The sequence below is a fragment of the Rufibacter sp. JT3400010 genome (genome assembly GCF_054956755.1).
Genome location: NZ_JBUDXA010000002.1, coordinates 162,386 through 178,164, shown reverse-complemented (window position 1 = coordinate 178,164; position 15,779 = coordinate 162,386). Strand labels below are relative to the sequence as shown.

At 47.8% G+C, this 15,779-nt stretch carries 8 protein-coding genes; 4 read left to right on the top strand and 4 right to left on the bottom strand.

All coding sequences use genetic code 11. The features are described from left to right. Positions 1–168: 168 nt before the first annotated feature. Positions 169–1,338: an acyltransferase family protein gene (locus tag ACY0JR_RS02560; protein ID WP_462632276.1), complete on the bottom strand. Its 1,170-nt coding sequence runs from the start codon at positions 1,336–1,338 to the stop codon at positions 169–171. A gap of 620 nt (positions 1,339–1,958) precedes the next feature. Here ACY0JR_RS02560 and ACY0JR_RS02555 point away from each other — a divergent pair. From ACY0JR_RS02555 to ACY0JR_RS02545, 3 genes are read left to right on the top strand one after another with little or no spacing between them, the layout of a single operon-like run. After that, complete coding sequence (locus ACY0JR_RS02555) at positions 1,959–5,030, top strand: SusC/RagA family TonB-linked outer membrane protein (protein ID WP_462632275.1); 3,072 nt, start codon at positions 1,959–1,961, stop codon at positions 5,028–5,030. 11 nt (positions 5,031–5,041) lie between these two features. Next, positions 5,042–6,727, top strand: a complete 1,686-nt coding sequence (locus ACY0JR_RS02550) for a SusD/RagB family nutrient-binding outer membrane lipoprotein (protein WP_462632274.1) — start codon at positions 5,042–5,044, stop codon at positions 6,725–6,727. Positions 6,728–6,738: 11 nt separating this feature from the next. Continuing rightward, on the top strand, positions 6,739–7,548 hold the full coding sequence (locus ACY0JR_RS02545; protein WP_462632273.1) for a DUF4397 domain-containing protein: 810 nt from the start codon (positions 6,739–6,741) through the stop codon (positions 7,546–7,548). A gap of 358 nt (positions 7,549–7,906) precedes the next feature. On the opposite strand, the gene fumC is transcribed toward ACY0JR_RS02545, so the two are convergent. From fumC to ACY0JR_RS02530, 3 genes are all read right to left on the bottom strand, one after another. Then, positions 7,907–9,304 (bottom strand): class II fumarate hydratase, encoded by a 1,398-nt coding sequence (gene fumC / locus ACY0JR_RS02540; protein WP_462632272.1) that lies wholly within the window; start codon positions 9,302–9,304, stop codon positions 7,907–7,909. Positions 9,305–9,702: 398 nt separating this feature from the next. Further along, positions 9,703–11,244: a glycoside hydrolase family 10 protein gene (locus ACY0JR_RS02535; RefSeq protein ID WP_462632271.1), complete on the bottom strand. Its 1,542-nt coding sequence runs from the start codon at positions 11,242–11,244 to the stop codon at positions 9,703–9,705. A gap of 131 nt (positions 11,245–11,375) precedes the next feature. Next, entirely contained in the window at positions 11,376–12,083 is a 708-nt protein-coding gene (locus ACY0JR_RS02530; protein ID WP_462632270.1) for a M15 family metallopeptidase, read from the bottom strand. A gap of 546 nt (positions 12,084–12,629) precedes the next feature. Here ACY0JR_RS02530 and ACY0JR_RS02525 point away from each other — a divergent pair. Beyond that, positions 12,630–15,503 carry a M16 family metallopeptidase gene (locus tag ACY0JR_RS02525; protein WP_462632269.1) on the top strand — a complete coding sequence of 958 codons (2,874 nt, stop codon included), beginning with the start codon at positions 12,630–12,632 and terminating at the stop codon, positions 15,501–15,503. The last annotated feature ends 276 nt before the right edge of the window (positions 15,504–15,779 follow it).

Genomic DNA, 15,779 nt, shown 5'->3' with positions numbered 1-15,779 from the left:
TTTATGAAATCAGGTTGGAAACGATGAACTCTTGGGAAGGTACAGGCATCAGCAGATGAGATGTAAAAGGAAAAGCTACTCCAAACTTAATCATTCTCCTACGACCATACAGAAAAGGCCACTCTAGTGTGGCCTTCTTCATAACTCTATATATAATAGAGTACAACGTTACACTTTGATGATGATGTTTTTTCTGTACATGATCCAGAGAATAACCATCCAGAACATGATCCAGGTCAGGGCCCAAGCCAGGGAAGCATTATATGGGCTTAGGTGGGGCGTGTAGAAATACTCATACAGATACGTCTTGCTGTCTACTTCACCAGCCGGAGTGTTGACCTTGATCATGCCCATTATTCTGGGAATAAGCCCGGAGAGGAAAAAGACAGTGATAGCATTGACTCCATAGACCAGAAACGGCGTGGTGAATTTCTGATATCCTTTCACATCTATGAGCCAGTAACACAGCCCTAACCCCAGCATGGCCAGACCCGAGGTATACAACACATAGGAGCTGGTCCAGAGACTTTTGTTGATGGGGAATTGCAGGTCCCACACCAATCCCAGGCAGGTGCAGATGACGCCCCATACCATTAACCAGGCTATTTTGTTTCCGGCATCGTCTTTCTTTTTGAGCCACTGCCCTACCAATACCCCAGAGAGCGCGGTGACTACAGCAGGTATTGTGCTTAAGATGCCTTCGGGGTCCCAGATTTTTGTAGACTTCCACAGGTGGCCCGGCAATAAAGTATTGTCCAGCCAGGCGGCCAGATTGGTAGTAGGTAACAAGTTGGACTGACCTATGCCGGGTACTGGTACAAACATCATCAGTAACCAATAGCCTACCAGCAAGAAAATAGAGATTACTGTCTGGGTACGGCGTTCGGTTTTCAGGAAGATGATAGCGGCAATAATGAAAACTACCCCAATGCGCTGGAGAACCCCTGGTATTCTTACTGTTTCAAAGTCGAATTGGGGAAATAGGGCCAGAAACAGTCCTAAAGCAAATAAGGTGAGACCGCGCCGGATGATTCTTACCATTGTGGACGAATGTTTTTCCGGCATCAGTTTGGCCCCGGAGAGCGCATAGACGATGGATACTCCTACTATAAAGAGAAAGAACGGGAATACCAGATCTGTAGGCGTGCACCCATGCCAGGCTGCGTGCTTGAGCGGCGCATAGATCTTTCCCCAGTTGCCGGGATTGTTTACCAGAATCATGGAAAGCACCGTGATGCCCCTGAATACATCCAGTGACCTTAACCTTGCTCTGGTAGTTGCAACAGATTTGTCTGGCAAGATGATTTCTTCTGCGGGCTGGGTAGAGATAGAAGTCACTGTAGCTGTGTTAGTTGGTGGATGAAGAACAGGTTCTGTTAATTTGAAGGAATGTAAGCGCTTGAAGCATTAAGTTACTATATTTCTTAAAACTCAACTCTTGGATAGCTTTAAAAAGTAAGGTAGCCTGTTTAGCTTTCTGCTTCCCTACTTATTAAAATAGAAGTTGTTAGTTCGTAAATAATTTTAATAACTATTATATATTTTAGTATAAATTTTAACTCACCGAAGAATAAAAATAATATTACTTAATATTTCTTGTAAGGCATAAAAAGCTTTTTTATATTTTCAGCATCAAAGCATAATAGCTGGCAATCCCCATTGAACGTCTTTCGCAAGTCGCTCAGTTTTAATTACTTTTGTATAAATGTTACTTAAAACTAAGCATTTGTTCAAAAAGAAATAATTTTAGCTTTAAGAAGGGCTCCTTTTTTGATAATTCATTAATTTTGTGGCCTATTTCGATACACCTGGTATACGTTCGCAATTTTCCTCCCCCACTTTTGAAGTTCTTGAAGTGAATTACCTGTGTTTCTACGTTCCGCTGAGCAGCAAAAAAAATTACTTAATACCCTAAATCCTTTAATATGAGAATAATGTTACGGCTAATGTTATTTGTCTTGAGCTTAAGTATTGCTCAGGCAGGTTTTGCCCAAAGCAAAACCATTACCGGGAGAGTGACTTCTTCTGAAGATGGCTCTGCCATGCCCGGTGTTAGTGTGGTGGTGAAGGGAACAACCACAGGCGCTTCTACAGATGGTGATGGCCGGTATTCCATTCAGGCTCCGGTTGGCGGTACCCTGGTGTTTAGTTTTATAGGAACTATAGCACAGGAAAGAGCTGTAGGAACCAGCACTACCATTGATGTGGTACTGAGAACAGACTCCAAAGCACTAGACGAGGTAGTAGTAACAGCCTTGGGTATTGAAGAAAGAAAGGCAGCTTTAGGGTATGCTATTACCGAGGTAAAAGGAGCGGCAGTAGCCCAGACCCAACGCGAGAACTTTGTGAACGCATTAGCCGGCCGCGTAGCGGGTGTTGATGTACAATCTACCTCTGGTTTACCAGGAGCTTCCGCTTCGGTTACCATTAGAGGGGTTAGCTCTTTGAGCGGTAGTAACCAGCCCTTGTACGTGGTAGACGGTTTGCCGGTAAGTAACAGCAGTTTTAACACTTCTGGTTTTGCTTCTTCTGCCAACACCACTACCAGTTTAGAAAACAGAGGCGTGGATTACGGGAACAGAATGGCAGACATTAACCCAGAGGACATTGAAAGCATCACGGTTCTGAAAGGACCCGAAGCTTCTGCCCTCTACGGGATTGATGCCGCCTCTGGTGCCATCGTGATTACCACCAAACGAGGAAAAGCCGGAAACGCCACCATCAACTACAGCAATTCTTTCAGAATGGACAGAATTGTGCGATATCCTGAAATCCAGACCATATACGGTAGAGGAACGCAAGGAGTAACAGATGAGGGATCTACCATTACCACGTATTTTGGAGAAGCGTACCCAGAAGGAACAGAGCTTTTTGATAACGTTAGAAACTTCTTCCAAACCAGTAGCACCATGCGGCACAACCTTTCTGTGTCTGGTGGTAGTGAAGCCAACACTTACCGTATCTCGGCCTCTTACGTAGATGTGGGATCTTTTATCCCTAATGCCGGCCAACAGAAATTCAATTTAGCCTCGGCCTTGACTTCTAAAATCAACAAGTACATTTCTTCTGATGTATCATTTGCATACACCAAGTCAGATGTACAGTCTGTGTTCAACGTGAACGGCGGTCCAATGCTAGGTCTGCTTTCCTGGCCTTCAGATGACGATGCCCGCAATTATCTGGATGAAAACGGTAACAGAAGATTCTTCTCTGCCAGCACCACTGGTTCTGAATTAGAGAACGCCTTCTTTAACGTAAACAAGAACATTCTGGAGAATAACAGAGACAGCTATGTAACCAACGCTAAAATTGTGATTGACCCTACCCCATGGTTAAAGTTTGTGGCCAATGCCGGGTTTGACTATTTCACGCAGGAGATTTTTAGCGTACGTCATCCAGAGTCCAGGTTATCGGGTTCAACCGGTGGTCTATTTGACCAAGCTTTGATTACCAGCAGAAATATCAACGTGCAGTACTATGGTCAGTTCTACAAGAACTATTTTGGAGACAAGTTAGGCGTTGACTTCAAAGTTGGTAGTGCCATCAATGACCAGAACTATTACTCACAGGCGGTAACGGGGCAGAAATTCCTGGCTCCTGATCTTTATTCCATTGAAAACACAGACCCTACCACCAACAGAGGTAGAAACAGATTGTCACAAAGACGTTTGGTAGGGGCATTCACTAGCTTAGGATTAAGCTATGATGGAATTCTGTATCTGAACTTTACCGGCCGTAATGACTGGAGTTCAACCCTTCCAAAGGCAAACAACTCCTTCTTCTACCCTTCTGCCAGTATGAGCTTTGTTTTCACGCAACTGCCCGTATTCGCGCCACTTAAAAACGTACTTTCTTTTGGTAAACTGAGAGCCTCTGCCGCACAGGTAGGGAAAGACGCAGATCCATACATGATTCGTCCTTGGTTAGAGCCTAAAACCACAACCGCTGGTGGCTTCGGGTACGCGTTCAACGGCCCGGCTGAGGCGTTGGTACCTGAAATGACTACCTCTTATGAAGTGGGTGCCGAAGTGAAGTTTTTCAATGACCGTTTAGGCATTGACTTCGCCTACTTCAACAAAGTATCTAAAGAGCAAATTGTAAGAGGCATGCGCTTAAGCTACGGAACAGGTTTCGTACTGAAAACCTTCAATGCTGGTGAAATTGAGACCGGTGGATTTGAGTTCCAGATTAACGCCACTCCACTTGTAATACAGGATTTCACCTGGGATGCCAATGTGAACTTCAGCCATAACTTCTCAGAATTGGTGAAGCTTCCGCCTTCCATCCCTGAATACTATAACTCTGATACCTGGTTGTACAACAACGTGCGGAATGGTGCCAGAGTAGGCGGACCAGTGAACTCCTTTACCGGATATGATTACCAAAGAAACAAAGACGGAGAAATCCTGATTAGCCCAACCACTGGTTATCCATTGAGAGACCTTACAGAGTGGAAAGTGATTGGTGACAGAACCCCAGATTTCACCATGGGTATTGGAAACACTTTCAGATACAAAAGCCTGTCTCTTGATTTCCTGTTTGAGTTGAGAAAAGGCGGTGACGTATTTAACGCTACTGAGCACTTCTTAACGGTACGTGGTTTGAGCATGAGAACCTTAGACCGTTATCAGCCAAGAGTGTATGAAGGAATCATTGCAGATGGCTTAGAAAACACAGACAATCCTACCAGAAACAACATCGTGATCAACCCAGCCTGGGATTCTAACTTCTACTCTGCCACTTCCGGCGAGATAGATTACATTGAGAAAGATGTGAACTGGCTGCGCCTGAGAGATGTGACCCTGCGTTACAACTTGCCTACTTCTTTGCTTCAAAGAACCAGAGTGGCTAAATCTGCCAGCATCTTTGTAACTGGTACAGACTTGTTCCTGATCACAAATTACTCCGGTCTTGACCCCGTGGGAAGTGCCACTAGCTTAGCAAGTGGTGGTAGTGGTGGCTATGGCTTTGATTACGGTAACTTGCCAATGCCAATGGGACTGAATGTTGGGATTAATATTGGGTTTTAATTGAAATGAAAATGAGAAAAATACTTTGTGCTTCTCTTATAGCGGCTAGCTTAGTTGGTTCCACTGGTTGTGAGAACTGGTTAGATGTGAATACTAACCCCAATGGCCCCGACCAAGTAGTAGAGCCGCACTTATACATTGCTCCTATTGAATCAGAAATTGCGTTAGGTATCCAGTTTGATGCCCGTTACATAAGCAAATACATTGCAAACTGGCACGGCAGAGATGCAGACGCCGCCTGGGACCGTCATGCCTATGCTACGGCTAGCGATGCCGCCGGACAGATCTGGCGCTCTACTTACTACTCCAGTGGGCTGAACCTGCGCGACATGATTGCCAAGGCAGAGGAACAGAAAAAATGGGATTTCGCGGGAGTTGGTTACGCTTTGCAAGCCTTTAACTGGCAAATCACTACAGACTATCATGGTGAGATCATTATGTCTCAGGCCTTTGACCCCAGCAGGTCAGACTTTGAGTATGATGAGCAACAAGTAGTATATGCCGAGGTTAAAAGACTAGCAGAAAAAGCTCTGGAGAGTTTTGAAAAGGCAAAAGGTCCAGACCAGAACCCTAATTCCCGTCTAACAGAATCTGATCTGATCTATGGCGGTACCGGTGTTGATGTCAATGTTGCCAGAGAGAAATGGACTAAGTTCGTGTATGGCCTGCTTGCCACAAATGAGCACCATTTAACAAACAAGAGCAGCTATGACGGCAATAAGGTAATTGAGTATGTGAACAAGTCTTTCACCAGCAACGCAGATGATGCGGGAGTGAGCTTTAACGGTACCGTTTCTGCCGATGCCAACTTCTGGGGACCTATGCGTGGTAATCTAACCACGTATCGTCAGTCTAGATTTATTGTAAGCTTGCTAGATGGAACAAACCCTGTGCTACGTGACCCTGCTTTGGTAGGAAAAGACCCTGTGACCGCTTTTGCCGGACAACACTTGAAAGACCCACGTTTGCCAGTTATGTTGGCTCCGGCCCCAGACGGGCAATACAGAGGCATTGGTTACTTAGGTGTTACTGAAATCACAGATGCTACCCAACGCCCACTTAACCCGTGGGGAACTACCACAGATGCGGCCAATACCACTGCGCAAGGGAAATACCTGTTCCAGAACAAAGTAAAATTCCCACTGATGACGTATGCGCAGCTTCAGTTCATTAAAGCCGAAGCTGCTTACAGAGAAGGTCAGAAAGATGTTGCCTTGGCTGCTTACAAAGAAGGCGTAACCAAGCACATGGATTATGTGAAGAGTCTTGCTTCCACTACTGAAGCTGCTGCCTTTGACCAAAGAAGAACGCTGTACTTAGCCAATGCTGAGCTGATGCCAAAAACAGGGGCAGACTTAACGCTTTCCCATATCATGCTGCAGAAGTACATTGCACAATGGGGATGGGGCTTTATTGAGCAGTGGACTGACTTAAGAAGATTCCACTATGTAGGCGGTGAAGATGGCGGTAGCTGGGATGTGATTGACACACCTCAGGAGCAACGCGTGTTCCAGGGCTTCATGTTACCAACAGACTATGGTCTTACTTTCGCTGGGGTAAACGCCGGAAAACCTGCTTACCGGGTTCGTCCTAGATACAACTCTGAGTACATCTGGAATGTGGAGGCCCTGAGGAAGATTGGTGGCCTTGACCAGAACTATCACACCTATGAAATGTGGTTTAGCAAGAAAGACTAACTCTGACCAAGATGAAAAAGATATTTAGCAAAATAGCGGCTTTCCTGGCAATAGGTTTATTGTTTGGATCCTGTGAAGAAAATGCGATTGTTGAGCGTACCGAGTTTGTAACCTCTGGGGCCAACATTAGATTTTCCCATTCTGCCCAGCAGGCACCCATGGTGAACTTCTACCTGAATGACCTCAAAGCCACCACCAAGTCTCCTACCACTACGGGCAGACAAACGGGCCTGGCCTGGAGTGCCACCTTGGCGAATACTATTCACCCGTCTACCTATGGTTATGTGAATGTGCCTTCCGGAAGCTACACGTTGTCAGCGGTAGATACCACCACACAAAAGGGTACCGCCAATCTTACCATGAATAAGATTGCTACCTCCAACGTGCAACTGGATGAAAACTCCTTCTATACCTCTTATTTGGTAGGACAGCCGGGTAGCTTTGAAGTATTGACCTTGAGAGATGATCTTCCGCCGGCTAACTTCAGTGTAGCGTACATTCGGTTTGTGAATGCCATGCCAGGTTTGCCAGCCACCACCGGCGGAGCCCCGGGCAACTTCACCGCCAAAGCTACCCGCACACTGCCAGACACGGAGAACATTGACCTTGCCGCCAATATCCCTTACAAAGGTGAGTCTGGCTACATCGCTATCAAACCGGGGACCTATAACATTGCCCTATATCTGAACGGATCAACCACTGCCTACACTACCTGGACGGCCGGCGTAATTACAGCAGGTAGAGTGTACACCTTCTATACCAAAGGAAACTACACCACGGCTCCTGGTACCATTAACAGACAGCTGTTAAGAGAAAGATAAGCCATACCCGCTTTTACCGTTACAAAAAAGAAGGAGCCAGGAAACGGCTCCTTCTTTTTTTAAGGCATATTTTACAGGAGAAGTGGCCTTGGCCAGAAATACACCTTCACTGGTGAAAAGAGAATGCTCTTTACCTTGCCCAGATGGAACGTCTCTGTTCATGGCTCATCCAAAAGAAAGCCGCATATAGTCTGTTTTCAGGGAAATAGCTTTAAAACGGAAAGTCACACCACACTTGTTTATGGCTCCGCCGAATAGCTGAACACCGCCAAGGTATAAAACAGAAAGGCCCTCTGCATCAGCAAAGGGCCTTTCTTGTTCTAAACACGTTTTGGCCAAAATAGACCGAAAACAAGGATTACTTCTTCAAGCTGCCAATCATGTCTTCAGGACGTACCCACTCGGTGAATTGCTCATCAGTTAATAAGCCTAAGTCAAGGGCAGCCTGGCGCAGGGTAGTGCCTTCTTTGTGGGCTTTTTTGGCGATTTTAGCAGCATTGTCATAGCCCACGTGTGGGTTCAAGGCAGTCACCAGCATGAGAGAATTCTCTAATTGGCGCTTGATCACTTCATAGTTTGGCTCAATACCTACGGCGCAGTGTTTGTCAAACGAATCGCAGGCATCGCCTAGTAAGCGGGCGCTCATGAGCAGGTTGAAGATCATCATCGGTTTGAACACGTTTAGCTCGAAGTGGCCGTTCATGCCGCCTACCGAGATGGCCACGTCATTCCCGATTACCTGGGCGCATACCATGGTCATGGCTTCAGCCTGGGTGGGGTTTACTTTGCCGGGCATAATAGAAGAGCCTGGTTCGTTCTCTGGGATGATGATCTCACCGATACCAGAACGCGGACCAGAGGCCAGTAAGCGGATGTCATTGGCAATCTTCATGAGGCTTACGGCCAGTTGCTTCAGGGCACCAGAAGTCTCCACAATGGCATCGTGGGCGGCTAATGACTCAAACTTATTTTCGGCAGTTCTCAAGGGTAAGCCGGAGAACTCAGAGATTTTCTGGGCTACCAATTCGGCGTAGCCTTGTGGGGTATTCAGACCGGTTCCTACGGCAGAACCACCTAAGGCAAGCTCGCTGAGGTGATCTAAGGTGTTGCGGAGGGCACGCATGCCGTGGTCTAACTGAGACACGTAACCAGACAACTCCTGACCCAAAGTCAAAGGCGTAGCGTCCATTAAGTGCGTACGACCAATCTTCACTACGTTCATGTACTCCTGTGACTTGGCGTGCAGCGTATCGCGCAGTTTCTGCACCATAGGCAACGTATGCTCAGACACTATCTTGTAACCGGCAATGTGCATGGCGGTTGGGAAAGTGTCATTAGAAGACTGTGATTTGTTTACATCGTCGTTCGGGTGGATTTTCTTTTTCTCATCCATTAGATCGCCGCCTAGCAATACGTGTGCACGGTTGGCTACCACTTCGTTCACGTTCATGTTGCTTTGGGTACCGGAACCGGTCTGCCATACCACTAGTGGGAACTGATCGGCTAATTCTCCGGCCAGAATCTCATCACAAACACGGCCAATGATTTCGGCTTTGTCCTGGGAAAGAACGCCTAGTTCGGTATTGGTGTAAGCGGCGGCTTTCTTCAGGATAGCGAAGGCCTCTACCACCTCGCGGGGCATCAGTTGGCCACCAATGGTAAAATTTTCTTTGGAACGTTGGGTTTGAGCACCCCAGTATTTATCGGCGGGCACCTCTACCGGGCCCATGGTATCTTTCTCTATGCGTACGCTCATGTCTGTTAGAAATGGTTAATAGGTTAGATGCCTCAAAACTACGCAATTATTCATAAAAAACGGGAGCCGATGCTGACTCCCATTTTACGGTTGTTTTACAGGAAAGACCGCCAAAACTACTTTGTCAAATTAGAGATGATTTTAGGAAGGGAACCCATCCCAAATCCTCCCAAGAGGGAATTATAGGTTAATGAAGTGTTTAGACCAATATCAATTAAAATCTGCATACTATGGTGCGGAAGTTACTTCTGTGACTTGTGAATGAATCAAAGGAAAGTCACGGAAGTAACTTCCGCGCCATAGATGCTAAAGCATAACAATCAAGTAATATTTATATAAGATGTTTGCCCTTCATAAAATTAGCACATCAGCACATTAATCCATTAGCACATTAATTATTACTTCTTTCGCTTCCCTCCTACAGCATTAGAAAGGCTGCTTTCATTGTGCAGGCGGTCAACGGCCGTTACAGCATAGGTATAGCGCTCTCCGGCTTTCGCCGAGGTGTCTGTATAAGTAGGCTCTCCGTTATGAATGGCTAGCATGTGGGCTGGGTTCTCTAGATTGATCTTTTGCCCTTTCAGCACCCGATACACCACGTAGTAGCGGGCCGTATTCCCGTCTGAAGCTGCGGCCGGCGCTTTCCACCGCAAGGAAACTCCTTCCAGAGAGTTGTGTATTTTTAAATCTGAGGGAGCCATTGGCGGAATGCTGTCCAGCCACGACATGGTGGGCAACAGAGCCAGGTTTTTATAGAAATGCTGGCGCAAACTGTCCTGCACACCCAAGGGGTTGTTCATTACTGATTTAGAGCTGAAATACACCTGCCCTTGCGCATTGGGCGTGGCGCGGCCCAAACGCAATTGGCGCCCGGCTTCCAGCGGGTCTTGCCATTCTTTAAACTTGGGTTCGCTGTTCACCTTGTAAGTGCCCACCCCAATATAGGTGTGCTTCCCGAAGCTGTTCTTCGTCCACCAGTCCAGGATCTTGGCATAATCTGCAATAGGGTAGCCTATGTGGAAGTAGATTTGTGGTACGTTATAGTCTATCCAGCCTTTCTCCAGCCAGCCGCGCACATCTGAGTACAAATCGTCATAGTTGTTGATGCCGCCTTTGGTGTCTGAACCGCGTGGGTCCTGGGAAACATTGCGCCAGATGCCAAACGGACTAATCCCGAATTTCACGTACGGCTTCTCTTTCTTGATGCTGTCAGACAAAACCCTGATGACCTCGTCCACATTGTAGCGCCGCCAGTCGGCTTTGTTGGCGAAACCGGAGCCGTATTTGGCAAAGTCCTCGTCATCTGGGTACGGGTCTTTGGTTGGATACGGGTAAAAATAATCATCAAAATGCACCGCGTCTATGTCATAGTTGCGCACCACGTCCATGATGATGTTGATAATGTAGGCCCGCACCTCGGGCAAACCCGGTTTGAAGTACTTTTTGCCACCGTAGGTGATAAACCATTCAGGCTTGGTCTTGGTGATATGTTGTGGAGAAATATTGGCGCTGATGGTATCATGCGTGGCTCGGTACGGGTTAAACCAGGCGTGAAACTCCATGCCCCGCTGGTGCGCTTCGGCAATCTGAAATGTCAAAGGATCATACGGCGGATTAGGTGCCTGGCCCTGCTTGCCCGTCAGCCAGTGCGACCATAGTTCTTTGCTGCTGCGGTACAGGGCATCGGTGGTAGGGCGCACCTGCACCACTACGGCATTGATGCCGGTTTTCTGGTGCTCGTCCAGAATATAGCGGAATTCCTGCATCTGGGTGGCCGGGGAAAGGCCCTGCTGGCTAGGCCAGTCAATGTTCGCGACGGTGGCAATCCAGACGCCCCTGAACTCCCGTTTAGGAGAAGGCTGGGCGTAGCCCGAAGAAATGAAAAGGAAAAGCAAGACCGCTGACAAGGCGAATTGCTTCAGGAGGAAAGGTGCTTTCATAGCAAAGAGAAAGGGTTTGCAGGTCTGAATCAGCAAATAACGTCCTTTCGCTATATTCTACAAGTTTTTTCCGGCTCTCCTCCTTTTTTGGGTTGTTTTCCGGAAAATAGAGTTAAAACCGCAGCGTTTCCTTACTTTTTTAGGGCTTTCAGGTCTTCAAACCTGATATCCATGAGCGGGTACTTGGGCCAGTCTTTAAAATCATAATGCCACCACTCATTGTGGAAAACCGTAAAACCGTGCCGTTGCATGGTGTTGATAAGCAAGGCCCGGTTTTTCTTCACCTGCGCAGACACATGTGGATAATCTGGGTGGGACTGTACCACTGTGGCATCATACGGAGTAGGCATTTCCAACTCCTTTCCGTCTTTAAGCCGAATAATGGTCAAGTCAATGGCGCAACCACGGTTATGCCGTGAGCCGTCTTTCGGGTTAGCCACGTAGTCTTTCTCCTTCACTTTTTTAAAGAAAAGCACCGTGACCTGGTACGGGCGGTACCCATCATAAATCTTGAGGCCCAAGCCCAAGGGCTTCAGGTCGGCCTGAACTTTCTTCAGGGCATCTGCCACGGGTTTACGGGCGTACGCTGCGGCAATTTTATACACCGGCTCTTTTACCAGATTATCTGCCGTGGCATATTTGATATCCAGCACCAGCCCGGGTATATAAGACTTCAGCTCTACTAATTCCTGTGCGGGGTCTTGCGCCACCAGTTTCTGGTACAAGGCGGTGGTAGTCACTACCGGTAATCCATACTGGTTTTTAGGAATATGGGTCTGCGCCCAGGCAGAGGTAACACTTATCCACCAAAGAAAGAGAAGAAAGATGGACTTTTTCATTTACGTTGATACACAATATACGCCAATATACCCGACACCAAGAAGGTTAGCAACCGAAGCCACTCTATGCGGCCGGTGGTAAAATACGTGAGGCAAAGGGCGGTCCAGGCTAACAAAGTCCCCAGGCAGAAGAGGAACAAGATAAGCTTTCTATTTTTCATGCAAGTACAGTAACAGCTAGCCCGAAGGCACTTACTCTTAAGTGGATTTTAACATTCTTCTAACAACTATTCTCTTGAAAAGACTTCCTTTTAGTCCTACTTTTAGGAAAGAAAGCCTAAAAGGAGAAGACCTGTTTGAAGCATATGAAAAGTGTAATATACACTTTCTCCTGAAAAGAACCGGAAGAAAGGCTAATTTGCCGGGGTTTACAGGCAAGGATGTTTATGCCTTGATTTTAGGAAAACTAACCTAATCTTAAACGAAGTAAAGCCGGAAAAAGCGGTGTAGTTCTTGTAATAATTAAGCTGTGAGCGCTACTAATTTAACATAAGAGTGCCAACTTTTTCAAACAAGCCTTAAGACAATCCAAACCCTTATTTTACCATGAACAGAAGATTGAAAGTCGCTTGCCTATCCGTGCTGGTGGGCAGTATGGCGGTAAGCGCATCGCCGAGCGTGTGGGCGCAGGCGACAAAAAAGCCTATCGCCAAAACCACAGCCAAATCTTCGGCGGCTACTCCGCAGTTTAAACTCCCGTTTGAAAAGTACAAGCTGGCCAACGGACTGGATGTAGTGCTGCACCAGGACAAATCTGACCCTAAAGTGGCCGTAGCCATCATGTACCACGTGGGTTCTAACCGTGAGAAGCCGGGCCGTACCGGGTTTGCGCACTTCTTTGAGCACATGCTGTTCCAGAATTCAGAGAACGTGGGCAAGGGCAACTTCATCAAAGCCATTAACCAGGTGGGTGGTAGCTTCAACGGCGGTACCTTTGAAGACGGAACCGTGTACTATGAGGTGGTCCCCAAAGATGCCTTGGAGCGCGTGCTCTGGCTGGAGTCTGACCGCATGGGCTTCTTCGTGAATACCGTGAGTGAGTGGGGCCTGGAGAACGAGAAACAGGTAGTGAAGAACGAGAAACGCCAGAGCTATGACAACGCTCCTTACGGCCACACCTCGTACGTAATTAACCAAAACTTGTACCCTAAAGACCACCCGTACCATTGGCAGGTCATAGGGTCGCTGGAAGATTTGCAGAACGCTACGTTGGCAGATGTGAAGGAATTCTACAACCAGTGGTACGGCGCCAGCAACGCTACCTTGGTGTTGACCGGTGACTTTGAATCGGCTGAGGCCAAGAAGCTGATTGAGAAATACTTTGGCGAGCTGAAAACCAAGCCTGAGCCCAAAGCGCTTCCTGCCATGCCCGCTAAACTGACGGCTACCAAGTCACTTTTCCACGTGGATAACTTCGCTAATCTGCCGGAGCTGAACCTGGTGTTTCCCACAGTAGAGCAGTACCACAAAGACTCCTATGCGCTGGATATGCTGGGCAGTTTATTATCTGACGGCAAGAACTCGCCGTTTGAGAAAGTCATTGTGGAAGACCGAAAACTAGCGCCGGGAGCCTCGGCCAGCCAGAACTCCAACGAGATTGCCGGTACCTTCAGAATGCGCGTACGAGCCTTCGACAAAAAAGACCTGGATGATGTACAAGCGGCTGTATTTGCGGCTCTGGACAAGTTTGAGAAAGAAGGCGTGAATGAGAAAGAACTGGATCGCCTCAAGATTAAGCAGGAAACCGCCTTGTACAACGGCATTGCGAGCCTCCTGAACAAAGCCTTCCAACTGGCCCAGTACAATGAGTTTGCCAAAGACCCAGGGTATGCCCAGAAAGAAATTGCCATGACCCAGGCCGTGACGGCGCAGGACATCATGAACGTGTACCGCAAGTACATCAAAGGCAAGCCCTACGTCATGACCAGCTTCGTGCCCAAAGGACAGGAAGAACTGGCCGTGAAAGGTGCCGTGAAAGCCGATGTAGTGGAAGAGAAAGTAGTGGCCGGGGCCGAAGGGGCCAACACCGGTCAGGAGCCTACTTCTTTCCCTAAAACTGCCTCTAAATTTGACCGCAGCAAGATGCCCGAGCTGAGCAACAACTTCAAGTTCACCGCTCCTCCTATCTGGACGGCCCAACTGAAGAACGGCATGAAAGTCTCTGGGATTGAGCAGAACGAGTTACCGCTGGTGCAGTTCAGTATTCAGATCAAAGGCGGGATGCAACTGGATGACCCTGCCAAAATTGGAACGGCGGCTCTGGTAGACGCCATGCTCATGGAAGGCACCAAAAACAAGACGCCGCAGCAGTTGGAGGAAGCCATTGGGCAGTTGGGCGCGTTCATCAACGTGAGTTCTTCTTCTGAGAACATCACCATCTCAGGTAACACGCTGGCCCGCAATTTCCCGCAGGTCATGAAACTGGTAGAAGAAATCCTGCTGGAACCACGTTGGGACGAAGCTGAGTTCACGAAGGCCAAGCAAGCGACCATGAGCCAAATCAGACAGATGCAGGCGAATCCATCGGCGGTTGCGTCCCTGGCGTTCAACAAAGTGTTGTACGGGGAAAACAGCCGCTTCGCTTACCCCACCAACGGCACCATGCAGACGGTACAAGGCATCACCTTGCAAGACCTGAAAGACTACTATCAGAAAAACTTCTCGCCTAGTGTCGCCAGTTTCCAGGTGGCTGGTAACGTGAAACAAGCCGATGTCACCAAAGCATTGGCTAGCCTGGAGCAGAGATGGACGCCTAAAAACGTAACGTTGCCTGCGCCAGTGGCAGCTACCACCAAACCGGCTGCCCGCCTGTACTTCATTGACCAACCAGACGCGAAGCAATCCGTGATTTACGCGGGCTACCTGGCCGTACCCGTAGGTTCTGCGGAGTATCCGGTGATGCAGGCCATCAACCATAAACTAGGTGCCGGTTCTGCCTCTACCCTGTTTAATGTGTTGCGCCTGCAGAAAGGCTATACCTATGGCGCTTATTCGGCCTTCACCCGAAGACCAACCGCCCCGGGTGCCTTTATGGCTTCGTCCAGCGTGCGGACCAATGTGACCAAGGAGTCATTGCAAACCCTGGATGAAATCCTGAAGACCTACGGCACCAGCTACACCGAGGAAGACCTGAACACCTCTAAAGGAGCTATCATGCGCCAAACAGCGCTAGGTTATGAAACCTTGGGAAGTCTGGTAGGTCTGTTGGAAACCATCAACACCTACAACCTGCCAACCGACTACCTGCAACGCGATGAGCAAGCCATCCAGAACCTGAGCTACGCACAGGCCAAAAATCTCATCAACAATTACATTGATCCCAATAAAATGGTGTATTTAGTAGTAGGTGATGCTAAAACGCAGTTGGCCGGTTTAAAAGATTTAGGTTTAGGCGAGCCAGTAGTACTACAAAACAAATAAGCAGAGAGTACCAAAAGCTTTCTTCTTTTCAAGAGCCCGTTGCCCAAGCAACGGGCTCTTCTTTTTGGCAGAACATTCTTTTAGCAGAACAAATATACATTTTGTCATCCTGGAAGGATCTCGGTGGCGAACGGCAAAAGCGTTTTCTTACAGCTTTTCTAGTTCGCTCACAAGATCTTTCCAAGATGACAAAGAGAGAAGATATAGTTATTTCTGTTCACTTACATATTTCAGGCCCGTTTTCCGGAAAGAAGGCCAGAAACAAGAAACCAAGGC